We start from the raw sequence: 26,116 nt of genomic DNA, 5'->3' as shown, positions 1-26,116 counted from the left end.
ACCTGCTATACTCCAAGTAGCCTTGGCGTGTTTACCAATTCACACCATTTCCGCTCTTCACATTATAACAAAGACAATAACATTAGTCAATATTTTTGTTATAATTTAAATGTAGCATTTCCCGTAGGCAGCCAACTGATTGTCAATACAAATTTAAAACTAGATGTCACCTATCAGAAAAAAGAAAATCTCTACAAAGATTTAGTTCCTTTTAGAAAATATCATATCAGATTTTCCGATAATAACAGTTTGATCTCATATTTTAAAAAGGTATATTTACCAATAATTTAAAATATTATCTCTTATTCCATCCAGCAATGGGATAAATTCTGCGAAATCAAACTCCGTGAAATTTTTTAGGACATGCTTTGAAAAAATTTCTTTTCCGTAATGATTATCACCACCACTTTTGGAGAATGTTTTCCCATTTAAAATGGGTGGCAAATTACGTGACAATAATAGGTCTTCAATATCGGAGGAATTCCCATTATTTCTATTGGATAATAACGGCGTTGCCATTATGTACAAATTATCTTTTTTGGTAATCCTATTAAATGATGTACCTCTAACTTGATCTAGATCATTGCTACTAACTTTTAAATCAACAGCATGGTTACAAAATTTAAAAAGTGGATTATCCGAAGGCTCGTTATCAAATAAAAATATAGTAGGATTTTTGGGTTTTCTTGTTGTTAAATTAGAAAAATACTCTATATAATTAGGATACAGTTCCTTGTAGATATCTTTTCCATCATTTTTTGTAGGAAAACGCTGCTTAAAAAAATTTGAAGGTATTTGATTAGAAAAATAATTATACCAATATTTAAAACCTTCTCCTCCTTCTGGTACATTGAAAAGGTACTCTAGCGTATTGGTATGGTTTAGAAATTCAATTTTAAATGTAAATCTATCACCATCTTTTTCAATAAGTTCTGGATATTTTTGATAAAGATGTTTTAAAGCTGCTTTAATATATCGTGGATCAGTTTTTCCCTCTGTTATAATTATAGGTTTGTCATTTCCGAAAAAATATTTATAAAACAGATATTTTTTATATTCTTTTTCTTTGGAATTAAATAAAGACATATAAACTTCTTTTTCGTTTTCTGGGATACTGTAGAACTCTTTAGGTAAATTATATGTATTATGTTTTTTATTATCGAATAATTCTTTTTGTAAATCTTTATTATAAAAGATATACTTCCAATAATATTTCGACTCAGATTTTCTTGACGAATTTCTTCCTAATAAATATTTTTGTGAATCTAGATTATTTTGTATCAGGGATTTTTTATAAAGCAAGTAGTTGTTATATTGATCTATTTGAAAAATAAAAGCAAATCGTCCCGTTAATTGATTCAGCGTTCCTGGTTTTGTATCTATTTCAAAAGCTCCATCTTTATATAATTGAAAGGCCATTGCACGAGTATTTTTTACGTATTCTCTTTTTACACTTATCTTTTTGTTGACAACTAGTCCAGTAACTTCTTGGCGTTGCATGTTATTACTCAATCGTGTTTTTTTAGGATTGATTTCAAAACCAGATGAGATGATTAACTCCTCTAATTCAGCTAAAAAGTTCTCTAACTCTTTGCTTGCTCTCAATTTATTAGAGTTTAATTCACGATTTGTCGAAAAAGTCATATCATCGGCATATCTAGAATATGTAAAACGATATTTTTTAGCAATTTTGACAATCCGATAATCTAAAATTCTAGTAATTAAATTTGTGATGATAGGAGAAGACGGGGCTCCTTGCGGCAATTTACCTTGATAACACGCAATTTGCGCAATTACAGTAGCAATTTCTGGAGAGATACCAAAATCTCTATCTTTTATAAAGAAACCTCGTACTCTACCAAAATTAAAAGAGCCAAAAAAATCTTTCAAATCAATGTTAAGAATGTATTTCTTGTTTCGATGTATCTGAGAATTGGTAATAATACTCTTTCCCTTTTCGAATGCATGAGATAGTACTGGTGTTTTTATTTCTTTAGGTTTAAATCCTAGAACTTTCATAAAACACTCCCACAAAAAATCTGATAAATTATTTTTTATATAATTAATTTCTAGGCTTTTAAGATAGCACTTCCATAAAATACCAGCTAGTCTTTTCTGAAGGAAATTTTTAGATTCTAAACTTTCAAGGTAACATTCCCATAAAACATTTGCTAATTTTTTCTGAAGGAATTTTAGCTCTTTTTTCGGGGCATTTATAATTCTTTCTCCACCATTCTTTTTAGATATGGTAAAAGACTCATATAAATTATCAGTTTGTTTATCGTATAACAAATAGTTGATATATCTAGCATTTTTAAAACCAAGAAGCCTTGCTAAGTCATCCTTGGTTTTTAATTGGTTTAATTTATTCATTATCTTATCCTTAGTAAAAAGCGCATGAAAACTCTTATGCGAACGACAGTATAGAAATCTTCCTAAGACTTCAATTGATGAAAGTTGGGAATAATTCTCGAAAAAATCTAACTGTCACTATTGTCGGAAATTACTGGAGTGAGCTGAACACTCTAGTAACATTGCTCTTAATACTTGCGAACACACAAGTCAAAAATCTAATCATGCGCTATCATATAATACCATAAAAGCTTTGTTTTTTCCAACAATTATACTATTAATACGTTGTGCAATCTCAATATCAACAAAAACATAACTCTAACCCAGATTTTTTCACAGGCTTGCTCAGCAGCTTCTTTTCGCCGGCAAAATAGGGTCACTGACCACCCCTTTTCAGCTAACTGTTTAGCAGCCTGGTAGCCAATACCACTATTGCCGCCCGTAATAATTACTTTTTTCATTTCGGACTCCGTTAGACTGAATACTTGCGCATCGCTTCTTCCACTTCCGCCAAGGTCACCCCAAACAATTCCAAGCGTTTAAGCAACTGCTTCCCGTTAGAATAGCCGATACGGAGTTGCTCACCCAGATACTCTCGACGCTGACGGCTGTCGCTTCCCATAAGCAGACCTAGTCGCACAAGATCGCTTTTGCTAATATCAAAATTATCCTCATCATCAAAATATCCGACCAGCCCAGCCAATGCCTGCTGCAAATCCTCAAACGAAGCGTGCTCTACTCCAAGCGATTTTCCTTTGTTCTTAGACTTGGGAGCTGCCTCGTCACGGCGGAGAAAGGCATGCTGAGCAGTTGGCACTGCCTCCATAATCATTCGACGGATACGCTCGCCATTGTAGTCTGGATCGGTAAAGACAATCACACCTCGCAGCTGGTGCAGTTTCTCAATCCGCTCTAAGTCTTCTTCATTGATAGCGGAACCTCTCGTCTCGTAAGTGTCAACCTCATAAAATCGCTGCAGATTAGCTGTGTCATCCTTGCCCTCAACGACGATTACCTGAGGGATTTTTATCTTCTCAGTCAAGCCCAAACACCTTCTTTGCATTTTCATAGGTCGCCTGCGCTACTTCTTCGACAGTCAGCCCACGAAGTTCTGCAATTTTCTCTACAACATAGCGGGTATAGGCTGTTTTGTTTTCTCGACCACGCTTTGGAACAGGCGCCAAGTAAGGTGCATCCGTCTCAACGAGGATTTTATCCAAAGGCAAGTTCTGCGCAGCCTCCTGAATATCTGTCGCTTTCTTAAAGGTCACAACTCCAGAAAAGGAAATCATCATCCCTAGCTCGATAAAGCGCTCTGCCATTTCCAAAGAACCCGAATAAGAGTGCATAATACCGCCTCGAGGACCAACTCCCTCACTCTTGATAATCTCATAAGTATCTTCCAAAGCATCACGTGTGTGAACGACAAAGGGTAGATTCAGCTTTTTAGAGAGCTGGATTTGGCGTCGAAACACCCGCTCCTGAACATCCTTGGGCGCTGTCATCCAGTGATAGTCCAGCCCAATTTCGCCCAAAGCCACCACCTTGGGGTGACGAAGCTTGTCCAACAGATAGGCTTCCACCGCCTCGTCATAAGTCCCCGCCTCAGTCGGATGCCAGCCAATCGTAGCATAAAGCTGATCATAGCTATCTGCCAGCTCCAAGGCGCGCTCAATGGTCGGTCGGTCAAAACCGACAATATTTATTTTGCTGACGCCCATTTCTGCAGCCAGCTGCAGTTCCTCTTCCTCTCGACCAGCAAATTCTTCCACATTTAAATGCGTGTGTGTATCAAAAATCTTCATGGTTTACTTCCTTGTATTTCCTGTCCTTTATTATACCAAAAATGACCTGAAAAATCAGAAGACTCTTCAAAGCAGAAAAAATAAGATGGCTGCCATTCAACAGCTATCCGAATCCGTCTTCAAGTTCTCCATTGGAATAATTAAGTAGAAAGACAGTGCTAGCATTAACACAAGCGGGAGGAGAATATAAATAATTCCCATGCTGCTGGCAAGAGCTATTAACAGCATGGATAAAACACTCGGAACAGCCATGCTAAATAGATTAATAGCTGACTGGATGGCTCCCATGGACTCTTCTGGAATCATACTGAATACAGATTTCTGCAATCTTGGACTCAGCAGACCAGCTGTAACTGAGCAAGCAAAGCTTGCTATCAGTACAAGTAAAAAGTTTTGCCAGAAAAAACCGCAAAGAATAAAGCCCTCAAATACTTGGCTTGCATACATAGCAAGCTTAGTCGAAAAGTTTTTCAGCAAACTGCCACTCAAAATGTTCCCTAAGATCAGACCAGCGGAACTTAGAATAATTAACACGGCAATGGACTGACCGATCTGCAGATTCCAAAAAGGCCTTTTCAGCAATAAAAGAGTCGCTACTGGCGTCAGAATATTCAGAGTGACTTGCCCAAAGGTTGAAACCAATAACAACCTCACAACGTTTTTCAATCCCAGTAAGACCTTAAGAGAATCCAATAAATGCTGCCAATAATTCTCTTTATTTAGCTCCTTGGCACTGCTAAACTCCGGTTCTAAGTTCTGTAAGCTTTTACTAATATGCCAAAAACCAAGGTAAGCTAGCAAGAATGTCAGAGCATTCAGTCCCGCCAAAGCTCCAATACTCATCCAAGAAATGAGAAAACCGCCAGCTAGATTCCCCAAAATATGAACCAGACTCATACTAGCCTGCCGAAAGCCCATAGCAGAGGTCATATCTTGCTCAATCACTTTTACATAAACTGGGGTCAGCATGGCACCTGAAAAATAACTCAGACTATCCGACAGAAAGTTAATCAAGCAAATCACAAGCAGAGTCAAGAAAGAGAAATCTTGTCCAAGAAGCAAAAATGTTACCAAGCTATATAAGAGTACCTTACTAAACTGTATAAGCAGGTATTTATGGATACGATTCTTCTGAAAGTCCGCCGCAACTCCGGTAAAAACTTGAATTAACTGAGGTAGCGTTTCAGAAAGAGAAATCAATAAAACCGCAAGTGGAGCAAAAGAATAAACAGAAACATAGTTCATCAAAGCCAAATAAAAAACAATGTCCCCAAAACCTGAAATCCATTGATTGATGAGCAACTGGCGAAAATTTTTGTTTTTTGCAAAAACAATCATACGACATCTCCTTTACTCTTGTTAGATTTTTGTTTAACAAATCATAACAATAAATTAGGTGTTTGTCAAATTTTTGTTAGATTGTTATTTTACAATAGAAAAACCTAGAATGAATCTAGGTCTTCTGAAACTATGTTAGGTCCTGTTTGAACTTCTCTATAATCTTTCGAATCAGTTCTTTATTGACCGTGTATTTAACAGAATCATCATCCACCACAAGCTCCAGCAAGCCAGAATTTAGCAGCTTCTGCGTATGGAATGAGATAGAGGCTCTTGTAAGCCCCAGTTTTTTAGCTATATCTTTATTCTTGGCATGCGGCTGAATCAATTCAATCAAGACTTTATAGCGGGTTTCATCACCAAGAGTTTTTAAGGTCAGAGCAAATGTTTCATCGTTAAGCTCCGATTCCGCCTTTGATAACTGGGAATTTCTCGTCGAGAGGATTAAGGAATAGGATGTGAAATCAGGAACCTTTTCGAGAAAAGAGTCAATGAACATAGGTGACAGGACAAAGACTTGTGTGTCCTTCTCAAGAAGCTTGGCATTCTGCTCATCATCATTCATCACATCAGATAGGCTAAATTCTTGTTCAAAAGCTAGAACTTCCTGCTCAAACTGCTTATAAATAGGCTGATAGAGCTCGAACACTCTTTCCAACAAGGAAACTAATTGGTCCCGAAGCTTCTCTGGATGCTGAATAGCTTGGTACCAGTACCATTTATTTTCCGGAGACTTGTCACTATTCTCTATAAAAGCCAGCAGATCTTCAGGATGTCCCTTAATGACTTCCCCTTTAGAAAGCTTAAGTGATAAGCAATAGATGATTTGCTCTGCATCTAGTTTTTTCAGACATTCTAACAAGTCATGCGGACTGGCCGGATCTTCTCCTTTTTCTAGCAAGTAGAGGTAGAGGAGCGGAGCCAGTCCCACCGTAGCTCCTTCAAACAAACTAACCGCAACAAGCTCGTTTTTCAAAGGAAGTAAATCCTGATAGAGCTTATCATAATGCGGCTGTACATCAAGAAGCAGCTCCTTTTGATTCTGCCGTAAATCCCTCCACATATGTTTATCATCCCTTGAAACGATGGCAGGCACCATGAGAAATTCATATAACTTACTACGATAATGAACAAGCTTTACACCCACAGGCTCTTCCCTCCTTACATACACATACTCCGCTTCTAACCAGAAAGAGTATACAATTCCTGTTTTTCATTATACCAAAAATCAGGTGAAATATTCATCGTCTTCTGCTCTGTTCATCTTCTGACAAGAAATCCAACTCTATACAATAAGAACTTTTTAGAAACTTCCATCTAGTTCTTAAGACTGATTTTATCTTTTTTCGATAGTTTTTTATTGATTATCGATAATATCCGTGTTATAGTTACTAAGAAATGAAACGTTAGTCGGAGGAAATTATGACAGACAAAATGAAAAAGACTGCTGAAGATATGAGCATTACTCTTACAAAAATCAGTATCAGCCTTTTATTTATTGCTTCCATTATCCTGATAGCTCTTGGACCTTGGGTCGTCAACCTAGTTATCGAATTCCCCTCTCCTTTCTTTCAAGGAGAGACACGCTTTTGGATCTTGCTGCTGCTCGGCTATGTCCTAGGCTGCCTGGCTCTAGCCTGCATTGTCCATCTCTATCGACTCCTTAGCCGCATTGGTAAAAATCAGGTCTTTATCACACAAAATGTTCAGTACATGCGCTATCTTGGTTGGGAAGTCGGCACTGTCGCTCTTATCTCCCTCTTTATGGGACTGACAGCCTATTTGCCCATGCTTTTAGTCACTGTTTCTTGCAGTATCTTGACCCTGATTATCCGTGTTATCCGTAATGCCTTTGGCAAGGCCATTGAGCTGCAGGATCAAGTGGACTACACTATTTAGGAGGTCTTATGATTCAGATAAATTTAGACCTTGTCATGGCGCAAAAGCGCATCAGCGCTGGCCGTTTAGCAGAGTTGATTGACCTAACACCAGCCAATCTATCTATCCTAAAAAATAATCGAGCCAAGGCTGTCCGCTTTTCAACACTCAACGCTCTCTGTCGTGAACTAGACTGCCAGCCTGGCGATATTTTGGAGTATATCCCTGACGATGAGGAGGAGAAATAATTATGGAATATCCAGCACAAGAACAGATGAATGTCCAGTCTTGTCTGCCCGCAGAAGCAGAACGACAGACCATCTTCACAGGCCTAGAGGACAAGCAACTGCGATTCTTTAAAATCAGCTATCCAATCCTCTATCTCTTAACCTACTTTTACTCTGCTGTATTTTTTAATTATCAAACTGCATCCTTTTTCCCTTTTGCAATTGGTCTTATATTGCTAAGCGAAACTCTAATCAGGAAATTGGCCTATCCATCACTGCAGATAAAAAATCTTGACAGCAAGTTAGAGGCTAGAAGCTTTCTGATCATGACGTTAGCTCAAGCTCTGGCTTTAAGTCTCTGGGGGCTTCATCGCCAGCTAGAATTTTTCCAATTTCTAGCCATCCACATCTCATTCGCTTTCTATATTTTGTCCCGCACCGGCTGGTTAAGCCAGGGGCGTTTGGGGATCTTGGTCTGGTTTGATGCCATTCAAGCCTTCTGCATCCTGCCCTTTAAAAATTTCATTGCTGCTATTCTAGTCTTTATTGAAGGCAAGCAGCAGGACTCTTTTGACAGCTCTGACAGTCTATCTTCAAAGAAAGCCCAACAGCTTGCTATTATTATCAGCAGCTTCTTTGTCGCAGGAATATTGGTCTACTTTGTCTGGTCCCAGCTGAGTCAGGTTTCAGACAGCTTTGCCTCTTTCTTCAGCAATACCGCTGATGTTATTGAAAATCTACTTGACTCCCTCTTTTCAAGTCTTGATAGCAGCATGATTTTCTTCAAGGCCTGCCTGGCTGTCCCTGTCAGTCTGTACTTATACGGCCTCCTAGCCGGCAGTCTGTTAGGCAAAAAAGATACTAAACTTAGCTACAAAAAATTTCAAGCAAGCATCCGCCCTTTGCGAGTAGCACCTGCTTTCGCAGCCTACATTATCATCGGCAGCCTCTGCCTGACCTATGCTCTCTTCTTCCTGACTGGCCTGACTGAGCTCGGTCAGCTCCTTAGCGCTGGAACAGTAGCTCAGGCTATTTCTCCGCAGAATGCTTCGACCGTTGCCGTAGCTGGCTTCTGGCAGCTGGTTCGGGTATCTATCCTTAACTTTGCAGTCCTAGGCGTCTTCTATCTGATTGCCAAAAAGCCACTCTGGGATCAGAAAGGGACGCGATTCGCAGCTACTATCCTCTTTATCTTTACCGGTCTGCTGGCCTTGCTAGCTGGCTGGAAATTATTTGGCATCTACATCTACCTCTACGGACCAACACCGCTGCGCTTGATTTCAGCATGGTTCATCCTAGTTCTCTTGGTTTGGTGCCTACTGACCCTGATTCGTTTCTACAAACCTATCCAAGCCATTCGCATCGGCGTCTTTTACGCCCTAATAAGCTTTACCTTGCTCTGCTATCTGTATCCAATGCTTTTACCAGCAGGATAAGGAGCAATGGATCTTAACGACATTCAAAAACCAGAAAGTAGATTATGAACCGCACCCCAAAAGTTAGACACAAAAAATCTAACTTTTGGGTTTTTTTAAAATGAAATTAACTTATGAGGACAAAGTTCAAATCTATGAACTCAGAAAACAAGGACAAAATTGCTACCACCTCTCAAGTACTGAACTTCGTTCTATAGAGTCCTCTCGTTAAAAGCGCAAAAAAACCAGCGGTCTCGAGTCTCCGCTGGTTTCTTGATAAATCGTTTGGATTAAGCAGCCAAAACTTTGCGTCCTTTACGACGGCGAGCTGCCAATACACGACGACCGTTTTTAGTTGACATACGGTGGCGGAAACCATGTTTACGCGCACGACGGATTTTACTTGGTTGATAAGTACGTTTCACGATGAATACCTCCTCTTAGATTCTTGTATTCGTTTAGCCGGCTAGTTGTGATCAGTTACTAAACATACTTTACTATTCTATATGATTCTGGGGCTTTTGTCAATACTTACTTAAATAACTTTCTCTTTGTAAACGTAATCATAAAGTCCGAGTCGCTTCATAAAAGGGAATCAAAGCTGTCATGGCCTCCTGCAGCTGAGACAGCACCTGCTCTCTTGAAGCAGCCTGAGAAAGGGGAATATCGTATTTGATCAAGACCTTACGAACCTGACCAACTGCCAGCTGCTGAGTAAGGAACTGGCGATTTTCCTCTGTGCCTTCAAAGCGCTGACTCACACCATCTATCTGAGCAAAATAGTAAGCTGGCGGCTGAATAGGTAGCTCCAAGACCCGATTTTGCTTGCTGAGGCTGCGCTCATCTTTCTTGCGCTCCATGAAGCTCACCTCCAACGACACCCCAAAATCTTCTGCAGTTCCATACAAGCGCAAAGCAAACATCGGTTCTGTAATTTCCCCATAACCTTTAAGATAATTCCAAAAATGGGGCCGCAGTATCTGTGCCTGATTCATCCACTGGCTGGTTCGCTCCAAGGTCAGCTTGGGATAGAGACTCTGAAAATCCTTGACCAAGTCCGCAAACTCCTTGCGTGCCGCCTGACCTTTAGCTCTCAACTCCAACATAGACTCACGCAGCTGCCCTGCCTTGTCTGGAGATATATACTTAGCCCCTTGATGAGGCAGATAACTTTCAATAGCTGGAAAAAGTGACATAAAAATCCTTTCTATATGCAAAAACCAGCATCTCTGCTGGCTTTCTTTTTATTCGCTGTCAATATCCACAACGACATAGCGGTTAGGCTCGTCGCCTTCGGAATAGCTAGTCACGCCATCGATGCGAGATATGATGCGGTGGATAATTTTGCGCTCGCTGTTAGACATAGGGTCTGTGTGCTGACCACGTCGGTCTTCCAAAGCCCGCTGAGCCAGTTTCTGCGCATAGCTTTGCAGCACTTCTGCCCGATGCTCAACATAATCATTGACATTAATGGAAATATAGAAGCTCTTAGAATATTGGTTATAAAGATAGTTTTGCGCCAAGAGCTGCAGAGCTTTCAAGACTTTTCCATGGTAGCCAATCACACGCCCTGGTTCATTGGTATCAATCTGCATGTTAATGGTTCTGCGGTTGTGGCTGCTGGAAATACCCGCTTCAACATCCATCTCATCAACGATTTTCTGAACATAGTTCGTTACGTTTTCAACTACTTCTTCAATATCGTAGTCTGCTTCGACTTGGATGCCTAACTCAGCAAAAGAGCTTTCTTCTGTTTCTGTCGGGTCAGCCTTGTCTTTAGCCGCTTGTTCAAAAGAGATAACCTTGCTATCGTCCGCTTCTGCTTGAGCAACTGCCTCATCAATAGCTTGGTTGGTCTTGAGAAGATCAATAGTGCCAGTCTCTTCTAAAATCGTATTGGCTTGCTTGTCATTTTTGAGAATTTCAGCCTTGACCTCATCTGAGATAACTTCGCCTTCGCCTTCGACCTTCTTGATGGCCGCTACCACACGGCCCAAATCAACCGTCGCTTCACTGACAGACTGCACAGGCTCATTCTGAGCATTAATCTCTTCGGGAACACCTTTTACAGCCTTTTGATTGGCCTTGACAACTGTCGTCTCAGCAATAGGCTCGACATCCACCTGAGCTGGCTTCTTGCCAAACAAGCCTAAAAAGCCTTTTTTCTCACGAGAAATAACAGTGATATGCGCTCTCATACGTGGAATATCCAACGTTTTCAAACCATTTTGAATGGCTTCTTCAACACTTGCTCCTGTAAAAATAACCATTGCAAGAGTCCTCCTTCTTACTTACTTTTTCTTTTTCTGTGCTTTTTTCAGGGCACGTTTCTTTTTCTGTTCCAATTGACGCTCTGACCGTTCCTTGGCTTCCCGCTCGGCGATAATTTTAAAAGGATTGCTCAGCAGCAAGGTCTGAACCACCTGATAAGCATTTGAGACCGCCCAGTAGAGGGCTACCCCGCTCGCCGCATAGAGGGCAAAAAAGAAAATCATCACTGGCATTAGGTACATCATGACTGTCATCCCGCCATTTCTCTCAGGCAAGGCTTTGTTTGAAAGCCACGTACTGAGGAAAGTGAAGAGAGCCGCCAACAGCGGAAGAATAAAGGTCGGATCTGTCGCTCCTAGATTGAGCCAGAGGAAGTGACCTGTCTTCATAAAATCAACCCGAGTCAGGGCTTGAAACAGAGCCAAGAGCACTGGCATCTGGATAAAGAGCGGAATGAATGAGGCATAAGGATTGACACCCTTTTCTTTGTAGAGCTTTTGAGTTTCCTCAGCCAAGGCTGTTCTGCTCTCCATATCCTTACCAGGATACTTTTCCTGCAGGCGCTTGATATGCGGCTGTACTTCCTGCAGCTTGCGCGAAGAAGTCGTCTGGAATTGGAAGACCGGCAGGAGAACTGTCCGGATAATCAAGGTAAAGAGAATAATCCCAATCCCCTTGCTTCCACCAAAGGATAGAAAACGAATGGTGTCGGCAAAGAAATAGACCAGCTTCTCCCAGAAGCCATTTGAATCGGCTGTTACTTGACTGGTTCCGCAGGCTGTGAGAAAGAGCAGAGAGGCAACCAGCAAAATCCCTAATTTACTTTTCTGTTTCACAAATGAATCCTTCCTGATAAAGTTTAGCAATTTTTAATACATGCAATAAATTTTGTTCAACTTGGTGGTAGTCCAGCTCTTCCACTCCTTTGCGAGCAATAACGACGAAGTCTGCCTGGACTAACTGTTTCTGATGCTGCATCAAGACATGGCGGATTTTTCTTTTAATACGATTGCGAACCACTGCATTCCCCAGCTTTTTACTGACAGAAATTCCTACCCGAAAATGCTTTTGCTCTTTTTCTAACATGTAAACGACAAATTTTCGATTAGCAAAACTCTGTCCTCTTTTAAAAATCGCATTAAAATCTTTTTCGCTCTTGACGCGATAGTTTTTTCTCAAAACTCAACTCCATCCACCAAAATTATATCTATTATACCATATTTTTCGAAAATGCCAATAAGTCCTGCTATGACGCTGTTTTTGCAAATATTTAAAAGGTCAATTCACATTAAAAACACCGCAATTCCCTTGCGATGTCCCTTATATCCTATTCCTTTTCCAGCTGTTTCTTCGCTCTTTCCAACTCCTGACGGATCTGTGCAAATCCCGTTCCGCTAAGGGAATTCCGCTTTTGTACAGCAGTCTGCGACTCAAGAGCTTGATAAATATCTTCCTCAATCAGCGACGACACTTCCTGATAGCGGTTCAGCGGGATATCCTGTAGATAATAGCCTGCCTTGCTGCATTCCAGCACCAACTTTCCGACAATCTCATGGGCTTCCCGGAAAGGCAGTCCTTTCTTGGCCAGGTAGTCAGCCAATTCCGTCGCATTGGAGAAGTCTTGCTGAGTTGAAACCAGCATTCTTTCCTTATTGACCGTCATGCTAGACAGCATACCCGCCATAATATCCAGCGATTTTTGGATGGTATCAACTGTATCGAACATGCCTTCCTTGTCTTCCTGCAGGTCCTTATTGTAAGCTAAGGGCAGGGATTTCATAACCGTCAGAAGACTGAAGAGATGGCCATAGACCCGGCCACTCTTACCCCGAATCAGCTCCGCCATGTCCGGATTTTTCTTTTGCGGCATAATGGAAGACCCGGTGCTAAAGGTATCTGACAGGCTGACAAAGCCGTATTCATAGCTGCACCAGTTAATCAGCTCCTCGCAGAGACGAGACAAATGCATGATGAGAATGCTGCTGTTAGATAGAAACTCCAAGATAAAATCTCGATCACTGACCGCATCCAAGGAATTGTGGTAAAGTCCTTTGAAACCCAATAAATCAGCCGTCAGCTCCCGGTCAATCGGAAACGTTGTCCCCGCCAGAGCCGCTGCTCCTAAAGGAGACAAATCCGTATGCTCCAGATTAAAGGCAAAGCGCTGACTATCCCGGCTGAACATCTGATAATAGGCCAGCAGATGATGAGCAAAACTAATCGGCTGGGCATGCTGCAGATGGGTATAGCCTGGCATGATGGTCTCTACATGCTCTTCTGCCAAGTCCAGCAGCACCTGTCGCAAATTCAAGAGTTTATCCGCAATCTGACCGAGCTGATCCTTGAGATAAAGGTGCATATCTGTCGCCACCTGGTCATTACGGGAGCGAGCCGTATGGAGCTTACCAGCTACTGGCCCAATCTCCTCGGTCAGAAGAGCCTCCATATTCATATGAATATCTTCATTAGCAACATCAAACTCAAGCTCTCCAGCTTGATAGCGCGCCAACAGCTTTTCCAATCCTGCCTGAATAGCAGCCGCTTCCTCTGGAGCAATGATTCCTGTCTGCCCCAACATTTTGACATGGGCTAGGCTGCCCTGCAGATCATAAGGAGCCAGACGATAGTCAAAGCCAATGCTAGCACCAAACTCTTCTACCCAGCCTTCCAGAGAGGCTTCAAAACGTCCGCCCCACAGTTTATGATTCGCCATAGGAAAGCCCCTTTCTATTTGTCTTTGTGAGCCTGAACCTCTGCGTGAACCTTAGATGGAAGCCCCCACAGCTTGATAAAGCCAATCGCAGCATCCTGGTCAAAAGTATCTGCACTGGTATAAGTGGCCAGACTTTCATCGTAAAGAGAATTGTCAGACTTACGCGCTACGACTGTCGCAAATCCCTTATAAAGCTTCACCTTAGCTGTGCCATTGACCACCTGCTGGGTGGACTTAAGGTAGGCAATCAGGGCTTCTGTCGCTGGATTAAACCAGAGACCATTATAGATGAGATTAGACAGCTCGTTTTCGATAATCGGCTTGAAATGGGCCAGTTCTCTGACTAGAGTCAAATCCTCGATTTCTTTGTGGGCAGCCAAGAGAGTCACAGCACCAGGGCATTCATAGATTTCCCGAGACTTAATCCCAACCAGACGGTTTTCCACATGGTCAATCCGCCCAACACCGTGTTGTCCTGCTATGTCATTTAGCTCAAGAATCAAGTCCGCCAGCTTCATCTTTTTGCCATCTAAAGCAACTGGGACACCTGCCTCAAATTCAATATTTACATAGACTGGGCTGTCTGGTGCTGCTTCTGGCGCAACTGTCAAATCATAGGCGTCTTCCGGTGCTTCATTCCAAGGATTTTCCAAGACACCACACTCATTGGCTCGTCCCCAAAGGTTTTGATCGACTGAGTATGGACTATCTAGATCCGCAGGAATTGGCACACCATTAGCTTTGGCATAATTGATTTCTTCTTCCCGAGACCATTTCCACTCCCGAACCGGAGCAATGACCTTGAGACTGGGATCCAAGGAGGCGATAGCCACTTCAAAACGAACCTGATCGTTTCCTTTTCCGGTACAGCCATGGGCAATGGTTGTCGCCCCTGTCTTGTGAGCAATTTCAACCAATTTCTTAGAAATCAAAGGTCGGCTCAGAGCGGACACTAGAGGATATTTTCGTTCGTAGAAGGTGTGTCCTTGCAGAGCAACCAAGACGTAGTCTTCCGCAAACTCGTCTTTAACATCAATAACATGTGATTCGATAGCGCCAACTTTCAGCGCCTTGTCATGAATGAAATCTAAATCATTTCCTTCACCTACGTCCATGCAGACTGCGATCACATCATAATCCTTGTCCAGCCAAGTAATAGCCACCGAAGTGTCCAAGCCGCCGGAATAAGCTAAAATGACTTTCTCTTTAACCATGCGATTACCTCTATCCTTCTACATTTTATTTTTAAACATTCTACTGTATGAAAATGCGAATGTCAAGAGGAAATTTAATATTTATTAAAATAAAAACGTTTTATCAATTTTTATTCAAAATCAATATATTATATACTGGACTCAAAATAAGAAAAAAAGAGTCTGTCAAGACTCCTTATTTTACACGGTAAAAAACATCGGGATGTTCGGAAACGCTCTGGGTGATGATGAAACGATCTTGACTGGTATCAGTCGGATCCGTCCCATTGACAGTCTCCCCAGCTGGCAGACTCTTTCCTGCTGGAATTATAAGAAAGGCAGCACCGGTTTGGTTTTTCCAACGAATCCCTGCTCGGTAAATCCCATTTTCATCTGGCCCAGAGTAATCTCCTGTCTCAAGCTTGGCAACATCTGACTCAATACCTGACGCATCAAATGTATAACTGTTCCCTTTGGCATCCTGCCAAGTACCAATCATGCTGGAAAAATCTCCAGAAGCAATAGCCTTCATATCCAAACTAGAAGTTGATGCCGTCTCTTTCTCTCCTTTGCTAGTTTCCTTGGCAGACTTTTCAGCTTCAGTTTCCGAATTCTGCTGAGGGCCTGTATCAGAAGTTTCCTGATTATCCGCTTGACCATCAAGTTCGCTCGAACCGGTCCCTCTTTCAGACTTTTTAGAATATGCAGAGCTAGTCGAACTTACTTTAGAATTGTTGGAAGCAGGAGTCGTCTGCTCTTTCTTTTGGTTACAGGTTACCAGCACGAGTAAGGCTACTAGTCCTCCAATCAAGATGATGATCCATTTTTTCATTTTTCTCTCCTTAAGGTATTTTCTTATTACAATTGTGACATAAAAATAAAAATTTGCAAAGTAAAAACCAGCTTTCAAGCTGGTTCATCTTATTGAATTTGATTCAGCATGTTTTCGATATGCTGGATAGATTTTTCTCGGCCTAGCAGGTAAATCGTATCTGGTAGCTCTGGTCCATGCATTTCACCCGAAACGGCAATCCGGATCGGCATAAAGAGGTTTTTGCCCTTGATTCCTGTCTCTTTTTGGACAGCCTTGATTTGCGGGAAAATATTCTCCGTCACAAAATCTGCATCAGACATAGCTTCTAACTTTTCTTTGAAAGCTGTCAGCACGGTCGGTACCGTTTCACCAGCCATGACCTCACGCTCCGCATCTGTCAACTCTGGGAAGTCCGCAAAGAAGAGGTCTGTCAGTGGCACAATTTCGTCTACAGACTTCATTTGCGGTTTGTAGAGCTCTACAAGCTTTTCTGCCTTATCTGTCAAACGGCCCGCTTCTTCCAAGTACGGCTTAGCCAGAGCGAAGATTGTGTCAAAATCCGCATTCTTGATGTATTCATTGTTCATCCAGTCCAGCTTCTTCTGGTCAAAGGCAGCTGGGGACTTGCTGAGACGTTTTTCATCAAAGAGCTCAATCAATTCTTGACGAGAGAAAATCTCATGCTCTCCACCAGGATTCCAGCCCAGCAGTGCAATAAAGTTAAAGACTGCTTCTGCTAGGTAGCCCTTCTTGCGATAATCCTCGATAAACTGCAAGGTATTGGTATCGCGCTTGGACAGTTTCTTGCCTGTTTCAGAGTTGATAATCAGGGTCATATGCCCAAATTCTGGAGCTTCCCAGCCTAGAGCTTCATAAACCATGAGTTGCTTAGGCGTGTTGGCAATGTGGTCATCTCCACGAATAACATGTGAAATTTCCATCAGATGGTCATCAACAACCACAGCAAAGTTGTAGGTTGGGTAGCCGTCTTTCTTCTGGATAACCCAGTCACCACCGATATTGCCACCTTCAAACTCAATTTCGCCCTTGACCATGTCAGTCCACTTATAGACACCAGCTTCATTGACAGCCAGACGAACCGTTGGAATGATGCCCGCTGCTTCACGCTCAGCAATATAGGCTACCTTTTCTTCCTCTGACATGCCTAGAAACTCATTGATATAACGCGGTGTTTCACCAGCTGCTTCCTGACGTTCCCGTTCAGCCGCTAATTCTTCCTCAGTCACATAGGACTTGTAAGCTAAGCCCTTGTCCAAAAGTTCATTAACGTATTTTTGGTAAATATCCAAGCGCTCAGACTGGCGGTAGTTTTCGTGAGTCTCAGGGCTTTCATCCCAGTCAATACCCAACCAGCGTAAGTTTTCAAGCTGTGAGCGTTCTCCGTCTTCTACATGGCGCTTGCGGTCTGTATCCTCGATACGGATAATGAAGGTCCCGCCATGATGACGAGCATAGAGGTAGTTAAAGAGCGCAGTCCGCGCATTTCCGATGTGTAAAAGTCCAGTCGGACTTGGTGCATAACGCACTCGAATCGCTTTTGTCAAAGTTCCATTCTCCTATTTGTGTTTCGGGGAATTATTCCCACTCCGATTTTCAAACGTAATCATTATATCATACTCTGAGGGCAGAATACGACTTTACAGTCTATTTTTACGACAGGCGCTCTTCCAGCTGGAAGTCGATAGGAAGCCAAGCCAGCACATTCTCCATCTGCTTTTCCCAGTAATACCACTCATGCTTACCTGGACTGTGGCTATAAGTAATCTCCAAACCTAAGTCTTGCAAGTTTTTTACTGCCTTCTGATTAGCCTCGTAGAGAAAGTCCTCTTCGCCACACCATGCCCAAAGCTTAGTCTTTTTATCAGATTGCTTGGCTATACTTTCCAGCGAATGAGGGCTGCTGGTCCAGTCTTTATAGTCTCCAAAAACTCCCCGCCAATAGGCCGGTGTTGCCATTTCAGCATTATCTGGACGAGCATCAAGAAAACTCAAAGCCCCAGAAAGACTAGCCGCGTATGAAAAGCGGTTAGACTTGAGAGCCAGCTTAAAGGCTCCGTATCCGCCCATGGAAAGGCCTGCGATAAAATTCTTCTCCCGCTTATCTGACATATTTGGGAAAAAGCGCTTGAGCACCCGAGGCAGCTCCTCAGCGATGGCTTCGTAATAGTTAAAACCGTACTGAGTATCGGTGTACCAGCCATTGCTGGTATTAGGCATGACAACAATCAAGTTGGTCGAGCGAACCAGACGCTCAATATTTGAGCGCTTGAGCCAGCTATTGTGATTCCCATTCATACCATGAAGCAGGTACAAAACAGGAATGTCCTTATCGTCCGGCTTGTCCACGCGAGCCGCGTCTGGATAGAGGACATTGACGCCCCATTCCATCTCCAAAGCTTCAGAATAATACTCTATTTTCATCACTGCCATTCGCATTTCTCCTTCGTATCTTTCTGACAAGAAAAAGCCGAAGCCCGACTTTTCTTGTATTTGTGTTCAGATTTTTACCGCACTTCCATAACAACCGGCAAAATAGCTGGGCGACGCTTGGTTTGGTCAAAGAGATATTTGGCCAAACTGTCACGGACAGCTCCTTTCAGCTCACCCCAGTCAAAGCTATCCTGCGCCAGATAGTCTTCCACTGTTTTATTGATAATGTCAGAGCTTTCGCGCAAAATATCTCTGCTCTTCTTGACATAGACAAATCCCCGGGTGTGTACTTTAGCCTTGGAAATGATTTTCTTTTCCTTCCGGTTAACTGTGAGTGCCACAATGAAAATACCATCTTCAGACAAGACCTTGCGGTCGCGCAGGACGATATTGCCCACGTCACCAATCGCATTCCCATCAATCATGACATCTCCTGCTGACACAGCACCAGCTGGCAAAAAATCACCATGGTCGTATTCCATGATGCTGCCCCGCTTAGGAATGAAGATATTTTCCGGCAGCATGCCAATTTCCATGGCAGCCTTAGCATGAGCATCCAAGCCACGGTACTCACCCTGAATAGGGAAGAGGTACTTAGGCTGCAGCAGGTTAATCATGAGCTGCAAATCACGCGCATTTGCGTGACCTGAAACCCGCAGGTTTTGGGTAATCAGCTTGACAATACCACCCGCTTGATAAATCATATTTTCTACACGAGCCACGACCGCTTCCTTGGCAATAGACGGCGTCGTTACGATGTAGATTAAATCGCCTTCCTTGATTTCCACATAGCGGTGGCGGCCGATTGACATCTTACGCAGACCATTGATAGGCTCACCCATCCGGCCAGTCTCCAAGATAATCAGCTCATGGTCTTCAAACTTAGACATTTCCTTAGGCTTGATCAAAAGGCGTTCGTCCACCAAGGACAGCTTCTTGAGGCGGATAGCCGTACGGACGATATTTTCAATGTCAAAGCCTGTCAAAACAACTCGACGACCAGTCTCAGCAGCTGCATCAAAGACCTGCTGGATACGAGACAAGTTGCTGGCAACCGCCGCAACAATCACGCGGCCATCCCAGTCGGCAATCGTATCTTCGATTTCCTTGCCAACCTCGCTCTCACTAGCCACCTGAACACTACTGTCTGCATTGGCTGAATCACTGAGCAAGGCCAGAACACCCTCGCGGCCAATTTCAGCTAAACGGCCAAAGTCTGTCGCATAGGACGGGCTGGCAGACTGGTCAAACTTGAAATCACCTGTATAAACGATGCTGCCTTTTCTGGTCTTGATGACAATTCCCAAACTCTCAGGAATCGAGTGAGTCGTCCGGAAGAAGGAAACCACGGTTTTGCCAAATTCAATCTCGGTATTCTCATCAATCACATGGAAATCATTGAATTTCTTAACTGCATCGTTATTTTTAACAAAAAGCTTAGCTAGCTCAATCGTCAATTCTGATCCAAAAACCGGCACCTTAGCATCTGCCAAAAGATTAGGCAGAGCACCAATCGCATCCGCGTGCCCGTGCGTCAGAAAGACACCCGCAATCCGCTTCTTGTTTTCAAACAAATAGTCCATGTTGGGAACGACATAATCCACGCCCAACTGCTCATTTTCTGGGTACTTCAGCCCAACATCCAATACAAAAATGGAATCATCCACTTCGACAACGTAAAGATTTTTCCCATTTTCACGTACGCCGCCCAAAGCAATCAGTTTAATATTGCTCTTGCTCATTTTTTCTCCTATTCAATTTTCAGAACCTCACTTTTATCAAAGATTCTTTATTTTATTACTAACGGTCCTTGGCTAGCCAAGTCGAATTACAGTCTTGCAAACTTAAGGTTCGCATATCTAACCTATTATAGCATTTTTTCAGCTTTTTTCAAAACAAAGAAAAATTGTTTTTCCATTGTCACTTAGAATGGAGCTATTTTTCTAACCACGAAAAAACACACCGACAACAAAAAAGAAACAGCCGCAAACTGTCCCTTTTTAGGGTTAGGCTTTGCCAGTCAGATTAAAACGGACAAAATAAACCATTATCGCAGCTATAACCAAGAAAGCCAGCCCGACCGTTGCCAGAGCATGAGCAGAAAAGAACAGCAGGCTAGCTATCAAGCTTAGAATCGGAAGCGCTACCTCTATAAGCAGAAACCTCATTGAGAATCTACGTTCTAGCTTATTACAAGGAGTTTAGGGCAGAAGGACAGACAGGGGGAGAAATTTTCATTTCCGAAATACTCGGAAAGCCCAATCAACTTCTACCCAAAAGTGATAATGTCCAAAAGAAACAGCCGCTCAATCAAATGAGGAAAATCGATAGGGCTGAGATCAGCCGAGACAAAACTGTGATTGGGATTACTGAGAAAGCCGGGCAGGATTTAGGTCGTCAAAATTCCAATCACTGCTACCCAAAGACCGATATGGCAAGGAAAGATCAGAGGCAGAAAGAGGCAGGCCGTACAAATGACATAGTCGGCTTCATAGTCAAACAGTTGGTGGCGGCATTTTTCTTTTTTCATATTCATACTCTTTCATAAATCCTAAAAACGATTCACCCATATAGCCAAGCGCTGGTAGAAAAAGAGCCAGCAGTCTGCAAGAAAATTAAGGCCCAGCACAATGTAGAGGCCGCGAAGATTTTCCTTAGCATAGACCGCGCTAGCGTAAATCAGTTCCTGACCACCTAAGTGATAATTCAACAAGTCCATCTCTTCTAAATAAATAAGCTTACTCCAAAATTCACTGCCTAGATAAATTAACAGAATATAATTTGCTACTCTGATTACTGGATACAGATATGATGCCAAATAGTAATGTGCATGCTTTTGAAGATGCCAGCGTCTCAGCCATTCTCGTCTATCAAGCTGAGGTCCTGCAAGAATAAAAGTGAGGACGGCCGCTGTCTCTACAACATCTTTGAAGGGATAGAAGCTCCATTTGAGAATAGGCTCAAAAGAATCAATACCTGTAATCCCGTAGCTTTTAATCACTAAACTATCCAAGAATTGATAATTGAAGATAATGAATAACATTAAAAATAATATTAAAAACAAGAAAAAGAAATAACCTTTTTTCCATCTTAAGAATATTTTATACTTCCGACTCCTCCGAATCATCTGCAGCTTGAAATTGGGATTATTCGGTATATTCTCCGCAATAGGCTCACCGCATGCCGGGCAGATGACATAGTCGGTCTCATAGTCAAACAGCTGGTGCCGACATTTTTCTTTTTTCAGCTTCATTTTCTCTTTACCTTTCCAAAAACCCGAATATCAAGCTGTATGATATTCGGGTTTCTCACCTTTTATTGGCTCACTTGGTCTTGCAAATTGCTTATCACCAGTCAACACCATAGTATCGGAGCATCCGTTTGCTGACCCGCATGCCATTGTACTGAATCAGCGAAATCCAGCGGTATTTGTCAATCAAATCTTTAGACACCATTCTGCGACTGTTCCGCAAAGACAATCTGACTTGGCAAGACACTGTTCAAAGAGAAAAACAGAAGCAAAAGATACATTTGAACTTTTCTTATAATCGACATAATCATACCCTCCTAACTGCTAATTGTTTTCCAATCACCATCCCTAATATAAATATACAATGAAAACCCTTTCCCGTCAACGGTATCTTATACTTGCAAAGCACAAGAAAACAGGCCCCAGAGGGCTCTCACCCCAGATACACGGCATGCCAATCGTAGCAAAAAAAAACGACCTCTAGCTTTACTCGGCTAGAGGTCTGGTTTACTTCGCTGGTATGAGAGCAATCAGTTCATCCAAGGTGTAACTGAATAACAATTTTTTATTTATTGTTTTTATTATTTTTTATAAACTTTTAATTCCTTCAACCGCTAATGATTTTCTTTTTATCTTAGCATTGGAAATCTCTATAACATAATAAAGCACTATTGATTGAATTCTCGAAGTTTGAAAACCATCTAAAAGCTTCTACTTTCTATACTATCGTTACAATCAGGCAAGCTAAGCAGGCCTGTCTGACAATTCAACCAATATGTCAAGTAAAGCAACTACTTATGTATTACAAACAACTATACCAACAAAGTAAACTTAAAAGCGAATGACTTTGGTTTCCTTTCTTTCTATTTCTTTAACTCTATTATAGTACTCTATCCAGAATTTTGCAAGCGTTTACACATTAAAAATACAAAAATATTTTAAGAATTTTGAAAAAGTAGTTACACAAAGAAAAAAGGCTGTCAAACTAGATGCTGTTTTGTTATTCGATTAATAATTCAGTATGTGTTGCTTTTTTAATCCAGTAAGAATGTTAAGAAACCTCTTCTCAGAAATTAGATTCTAATCGTAATTTTTTATGTTAAAATAAATAACGGTTGTATACTTCTTCCGGTATTTCATTTGGAATATTACTTATTTCATTCATTGCTTTGCATGAATTTATAATTTAGAGGACTTTAATAAGGGGAATACTATTATGAGAAAAATTTTAAAAGAGGATAAACTTTATTCTTTAGTTGAATTTAGAGATAGGCTCTACGATGATTTAGATTTATCAAGAAGCGATTTAGCTACCTTGTTATGTGCAATGTTGATTGCATCTATTGGCTTAAACATGGATTCCACTCCAGTTATCATTGGGGCAATGTTGATTTCTCCATTAATGACACCTATTATTGGAATTGGTTTTTCATTAGCAATACTAGATATGAAACTGCTCAGAAAGTCGTTTAAAATTCTTTCTATTCAAGTTTTGTTAAGCCTCTTAGCATCTACGGTTTATTTTTTTATTTCTCCAATTTCTTATGCAAGTTCAGAAATTATTGCCAGAACTTCACCAACAATTTGGGATGTAGTTATAGCTTTTGTGGGTGGGGTAGCTGGAGTTATTGGAGCACGTAAAAAAGAAGCAAATAACATTGTACCTGGAGTAGCTATCGCAACAGCTCTTATGCCCCCAGTATGTACTGTCGGCTATGCTATAGCAACGGGAAACTTTGAGTTTATGTTAGGAGCATCCTACTTATTTTTCATTAACTGTAGTTTTATTATGCTTGCTACATACATAGGGACGAGCTTAACTATGGTGAAAAATCATTACATTAAACACAATCAAGAAGCCTATAAAATGCGAAAAATATTAATTCTAGTTTCGCTTATTCTTATTATTCCAAGTTTGGTTTCAGCGACTACCTTAGTGAGAGAGACCTTAATCAATGAATCTATAAATAAATACTTATCTGATCAGTTTAAAGAGAACACAATCCTAAAAAAGAACTATGATAAAGAAGGCAATACTTTAAAGTTAACTATTTCAGGAAACTATCTTTCAGATGAGGAAGTAAAAGAAATTCTTAGTAAACAAAACGATTATGGTTTGAAACATATTTCAATTCAAATTTCACAATTATCCAATGATCGATTGACCGAAAAAGACATAGTCGAGTATATTATTCAATATAAAAATGACCATGAACTTCAAAAAATTGATAAGGAGAAGAAAGAAACTCCAACTAAAAACAAGGAATAGGAACAATTTTTCTAGCCAAATACACAAAAAAGAGAGAACAGGATTAAATGTTCTCTCTTTTTAGTTACTATAGTTAACAAAAACTTTTTATAAGGAAAATCAACTATTGGTTTTATTTATCGTCTTTTTTAACCATGTTTTTAACGCCTTCGATTGCGCCTTCAACAGCATCTTTGGCATCTTCTGCAACTTCTTTAACTTTAGAAACTACTTTTTCAGCAGCTCCTTCTTTTTCTGTTTTTTTATCACCAGTTAATTTGCCAAAGCCTTCTTTAACAGAACCTTTAGCTTGGTTGAATTTTTCTTCTGTAGACATAATTGATACCTCCATTATTCATTCGCTTCAATTGTTTGAAGAAATCAAACAAGATAAGTATTCCTAATCCTGATTACTAGATTAACGAACGCGAGAGTTTTCCTTTGATGTAGCATCTTTAACAGCATCTACTCCATCGCCAACTTTTTCTTGAACAGCTGAGAAGCCACCGCTAATGCCAGATTTTGCTTTTTCAAATTGCTCTGAAGCAAATTCACCTGTTGATTCAGCGACATCTGTCACTCGGTCTTGAAGGCTTACTGAATCCGCTTCGTGTTGTTCTTTCGTTTTAATATCAACAACATTGACATTTACTTCAACAACTTCCAAATCAGTCATCTTAGATACTTCTTCTACAACAACTTTTTTGATTTCTTCATACAATGCAGGAACATTCTTTTGATATTCCACGACTACATTCAAGTCAACTGCTACTTGTTCTTTACCAACTTCAACATTGACACCATGAGTGACATTGTCAGAATTGACAATTTTATCTTTTAAGTTAGAGAAGAAGCCACCGTCAACAGCCAGCAAACCTGAAACTTTCTCTAAAGAGATACCAATAATTTTTTGAATGACTTTATCATCGTAAGTCAATTCACCTTTTACTTCATGAGTTGCTTGAGCAACTTCCTTCTTTGCAACATCTTTTACTTCTTTAACATCTTTATGTGACATATTAAACTCCTTTATTATTTAAATATATTATTTTTTTGAATATAATATCCAATTCCTGCTCCTAGAGTAGCGCAAATCAAGACAAAGAGAGTCTTAAAGAAGCCAAAGGATAGGATAAAACAGGCTAGAATAACTCCTGCTAATCCAGACAAGATTGGATATTGATATTTTTTAAACAATTCCATTTTTTACTTCCTTACTTTACACGGCTAGTAGTTTTTTTAGCCGGTGCTTTTGGCTTGAAGTCTGATACAGAGATTTTAAGCTTGACAGTATGATTGAGACCGAAGAATTGCTTCAATCCAGTCTCAATTTCTTCTTGAATCAACTGACTTCTCTTGATTATGTTTTCTGAAGGAACGATTGCTCCTTTAACAGAAACCATACATTTGTTTTTTCGGCTATTGACGGAAACGGTAGGATCTTTTATCAGATCGTGGTCTGTTACCAGACTACGAACAAATCCTTCAATGGCTGAATTTTTCAGCATCAGTTTACCGTCCCCATCAGCTAGCTGAATTTCCATAGGTCTCTTAGGATAAAACAGAATCACTAAGATCAAGAGTAAGATTAAGCTTGCTAAAACCACTGTGCCCCAGAAAACATATCGAGAAAGAAAGTATCCTACAAAAGGAATCTGCTTCCAAGTGAATAGTTTCCAACCGAACATCTGGAGCCCCAGACCGCTGACTTTATGAAAATCTAGTAAAACAGGAATCAAAATTGTCAAGATTAAAATACAGAAAATAATGGAAAGTATTTTTCTTGATTTTGACATATTGAATCCCCTCATCATTAAATTTTAAATTGTATTTTGAATATAAAAAGAAAAATTACGCCTTTTTACCCAAAATAAATGATACAACAGCTACTACAATAACTGCGCCAATTATAGAAGGAATCAGAGCCATACCAGCCAAACTAGGACCCCAAGCTCCCAAAAGTGACTGACCGACAGCAGAACCAACTAAACCTGCAACAACGTTTGCAATAATGCCCATTGAGCCGCCTTTTTTAGTGATTGATCCAGCAATAAGACCAATAAGACCTCCAACAATAATAGACCAAAGCATATTGATTCTCCTTTCTAATTTTTTCTAAATCAAAATTGTTTAATAATAATTTTTACTATTATTTTTTGAT

Annotated in this window: 26 protein-coding genes and 2 pseudogenes; 4 read left to right on the top strand and 24 right to left on the bottom strand. The window is 40.9% G+C overall.

What is annotated here, in order from left to right:
* Positions 1-276: 276 nt before the first annotated feature.
* The 6 genes and pseudogenes from ELZ47_RS01270 to ELZ47_RS01245 all read right to left on the bottom strand — a co-directional run bounded on the left by ELZ47_RS01270 (position 277) and on the right by ELZ47_RS01245 (position 6,712).
* Complete coding sequence (locus ELZ47_RS01270; protein ID WP_126435028.1) at positions 277-2,373, bottom strand: retron Ec67 family RNA-directed DNA polymerase/endonuclease; 2,097 nt, start codon at positions 2,371-2,373, stop codon at positions 277-279.
* Positions 2,374-2,678: 305 nt separating this feature from the next.
* Positions 2,679-2,813: pseudogene (locus ELZ47_RS01265) on the bottom strand (SDR family NAD(P)-dependent oxidoreductase); the annotation flags it as partial.
* An 11-nt stretch (positions 2,814-2,824) separates the two neighbouring features.
* Positions 2,825-3,394, bottom strand: coding sequence for a ribonuclease M5 (gene rnmV / locus ELZ47_RS01260; RefSeq protein WP_369008099.1), 570 nt, complete (start codon positions 3,392-3,394; stop codon positions 2,825-2,827).
* On the bottom strand, positions 3,387-4,157 hold the full coding sequence (locus ELZ47_RS01255) for a TatD family hydrolase (protein ID WP_126435026.1): 771 nt from the start codon (positions 4,155-4,157) through the stop codon (positions 3,387-3,389). The genes rnmV and ELZ47_RS01255 overlap by 8 nt, the downstream gene beginning before the upstream one ends.
* A gap of 96 nt (positions 4,158-4,253) precedes the next feature.
* Complete coding sequence (locus ELZ47_RS01250) at positions 4,254-5,495, bottom strand: MFS transporter (RefSeq protein WP_125330812.1); 1,242 nt, start codon at positions 5,493-5,495, stop codon at positions 4,254-4,256.
* A gap of 130 nt (positions 5,496-5,625) precedes the next feature.
* Positions 5,626-6,712: pseudogene (locus ELZ47_RS01245) on the bottom strand (ArsR/SmtB family transcription factor).
* A gap of 205 nt (positions 6,713-6,917) precedes the next feature.
* Between ELZ47_RS01245 and ELZ47_RS01240 the strand changes: the two are divergent.
* From ELZ47_RS01240 to ELZ47_RS01230, 3 genes are read left to right on the top strand one after another with little or no spacing between them, the layout of a single operon-like run.
* Positions 6,918-7,394 carry a DUF2975 domain-containing protein gene (locus ELZ47_RS01240; RefSeq protein ID WP_002917772.1) on the top strand — a complete coding sequence of 159 codons (477 nt, stop codon included), beginning with the start codon at positions 6,918-6,920 and terminating at the stop codon, positions 7,392-7,394.
* An 8-nt stretch (positions 7,395-7,402) separates the two neighbouring features.
* Positions 7,403-7,621, top strand: coding sequence for a helix-turn-helix domain-containing protein (locus ELZ47_RS01235; RefSeq protein ID WP_002899126.1), 219 nt, complete (start codon positions 7,403-7,405; stop codon positions 7,619-7,621).
* Between the two features lie 2 nt (positions 7,622-7,623).
* Entirely contained in the window at positions 7,624-9,036 is a 1,413-nt protein-coding gene (locus ELZ47_RS01230; RefSeq protein WP_125330810.1) for a DUF4153 domain-containing protein, read from the top strand.
* Positions 9,037-9,305: 269 nt separating this feature from the next.
* Here the strand turns inward: ELZ47_RS01230 and rpmH are convergent, their stop codons facing one another.
* The 13 genes from rpmH to ELZ47_RS01165 form a co-directional block, all read right to left on the bottom strand.
* Positions 9,306-9,440, bottom strand: a complete 135-nt coding sequence (gene rpmH / locus ELZ47_RS01225; protein ID WP_002893904.1) for a 50S ribosomal protein L34 — start codon at positions 9,438-9,440, stop codon at positions 9,306-9,308.
* Between the two features lie 138 nt (positions 9,441-9,578).
* Positions 9,579-10,211 (bottom strand): ribonuclease P, encoded by a 633-nt coding sequence (locus ELZ47_RS01220; protein WP_125330809.1) that lies wholly within the window; start codon positions 10,209-10,211, stop codon positions 9,579-9,581.
* Between the two features lie 48 nt (positions 10,212-10,259).
* Complete coding sequence (jag, locus tag ELZ47_RS01215) at positions 10,260-11,285, bottom strand: RNA-binding cell elongation regulator Jag/EloR (protein WP_125330808.1); 1,026 nt, start codon at positions 11,283-11,285, stop codon at positions 10,260-10,262.
* Positions 11,286-11,306: 21 nt separating this feature from the next.
* Positions 11,307-12,122, bottom strand: a complete 816-nt coding sequence (locus tag ELZ47_RS01210) for a YidC/Oxa1 family membrane protein insertase (RefSeq protein WP_125330807.1) — start codon at positions 12,120-12,122, stop codon at positions 11,307-11,309.
* Positions 12,106-12,465, bottom strand: coding sequence for a ribonuclease P protein component (rnpA, locus tag ELZ47_RS01205; RefSeq protein WP_002917781.1), 360 nt, complete (start codon positions 12,463-12,465; stop codon positions 12,106-12,108). Before rnpA ends, ELZ47_RS01210 begins: the two co-directional genes overlap by 17 nt.
* Positions 12,466-12,613: 148 nt before the next feature.
* Positions 12,614-13,999, bottom strand: coding sequence for an argininosuccinate lyase (gene argH, locus ELZ47_RS01200; protein ID WP_125330806.1), 1,386 nt, complete (start codon positions 13,997-13,999; stop codon positions 12,614-12,616).
* Between the two features lie 14 nt (positions 14,000-14,013).
* Positions 14,014-15,213, bottom strand: coding sequence for an argininosuccinate synthase (locus ELZ47_RS01195; RefSeq protein ID WP_125330805.1), 1,200 nt, complete (start codon positions 15,211-15,213; stop codon positions 14,014-14,016).
* A 175-nt stretch (positions 15,214-15,388) separates the two neighbouring features.
* A complete protein-coding gene (locus ELZ47_RS01190; protein WP_125330804.1) occupies positions 15,389-16,024 on the bottom strand; it encodes a DUF6287 domain-containing protein in 636 nt (211 codons plus the stop codon).
* 89 nt (positions 16,025-16,113) lie between these two features.
* Entirely contained in the window at positions 16,114-17,571 is a 1,458-nt protein-coding gene (gene gltX, locus ELZ47_RS01185; RefSeq protein WP_126435024.1) for a glutamate--tRNA ligase, read from the bottom strand.
* A gap of 106 nt (positions 17,572-17,677) precedes the next feature.
* Positions 17,678-18,457, bottom strand: a complete 780-nt coding sequence (locus tag ELZ47_RS01180) for an alpha/beta hydrolase (protein WP_126435023.1) — start codon at positions 18,455-18,457, stop codon at positions 17,678-17,680.
* Positions 18,458-18,531: 74 nt separating this feature from the next.
* Positions 18,532-20,199 carry a ribonuclease J gene (locus ELZ47_RS01175; protein ID WP_126435022.1) on the bottom strand — a complete coding sequence of 556 codons (1,668 nt, stop codon included), beginning with the start codon at positions 20,197-20,199 and terminating at the stop codon, positions 18,532-18,534.
* Positions 20,200-20,846: 647 nt separating this feature from the next.
* Complete coding sequence (locus tag ELZ47_RS11910; protein ID WP_172455808.1) at positions 20,847-20,987, bottom strand: hypothetical protein; 141 nt, start codon at positions 20,985-20,987, stop codon at positions 20,847-20,849.
* Between the two features lie 21 nt (positions 20,988-21,008).
* Positions 21,009-21,710 carry a hypothetical protein gene (locus tag ELZ47_RS01165; RefSeq protein WP_002908613.1) on the bottom strand — a complete coding sequence of 234 codons (702 nt, stop codon included), beginning with the start codon at positions 21,708-21,710 and terminating at the stop codon, positions 21,009-21,011.
* Between the two features lie 1,213 nt (positions 21,711-22,923).
* Here ELZ47_RS01165 and ELZ47_RS01160 point away from each other — a divergent pair.
* Entirely contained in the window at positions 22,924-23,976 is a 1,053-nt protein-coding gene (locus tag ELZ47_RS01160; protein ID WP_126435021.1) for a TIGR00341 family protein, read from the top strand.
* A 112-nt stretch (positions 23,977-24,088) separates the two neighbouring features.
* Here ELZ47_RS01160 and ELZ47_RS01155 read toward each other — a convergent pair whose 3' ends face one another.
* From ELZ47_RS01155 to ELZ47_RS01135, 5 genes are all read right to left on the bottom strand, one after another.
* Positions 24,089-24,292, bottom strand: coding sequence for a CsbD family protein (locus ELZ47_RS01155; protein WP_126435020.1), 204 nt, complete (start codon positions 24,290-24,292; stop codon positions 24,089-24,091).
* Positions 24,293-24,373: 81 nt separating this feature from the next.
* On the bottom strand, positions 24,374-24,973 hold the full coding sequence (locus tag ELZ47_RS01150) for an Asp23/Gls24 family envelope stress response protein (protein ID WP_125330797.1): 600 nt from the start codon (positions 24,971-24,973) through the stop codon (positions 24,374-24,376).
* 14 nt (positions 24,974-24,987) lie between these two features.
* Complete coding sequence (locus tag ELZ47_RS01145) at positions 24,988-25,158, bottom strand: DUF2273 domain-containing protein (protein ID WP_125330796.1); 171 nt, start codon at positions 25,156-25,158, stop codon at positions 24,988-24,990.
* A gap of 11 nt (positions 25,159-25,169) precedes the next feature.
* The gene (gene amaP, locus ELZ47_RS01140) at positions 25,170-25,751 is read right to left on the bottom strand and encodes an alkaline shock response membrane anchor protein AmaP (RefSeq protein WP_125330795.1); all 582 of its coding nucleotides are present in this window, start codon (positions 25,749-25,751) and stop codon (positions 25,170-25,172) included.
* Between the two features lie 55 nt (positions 25,752-25,806).
* A complete protein-coding gene (locus ELZ47_RS01135) occupies positions 25,807-26,046 on the bottom strand; it encodes a GlsB/YeaQ/YmgE family stress response membrane protein (protein ID WP_125330794.1) in 240 nt (79 codons plus the stop codon).
* Between the last annotated feature and the right edge of the window lie 70 nt (positions 26,047-26,116).

This window comes from Streptococcus sanguinis (assembly GCF_900635155.1).
GTDB classification, from domain to species: domain Bacteria; phylum Bacillota; class Bacilli; order Lactobacillales; family Streptococcaceae; genus Streptococcus; species Streptococcus sanguinis_G.
This window is presented reverse-complemented; position numbering and strand designations above follow the sequence as displayed.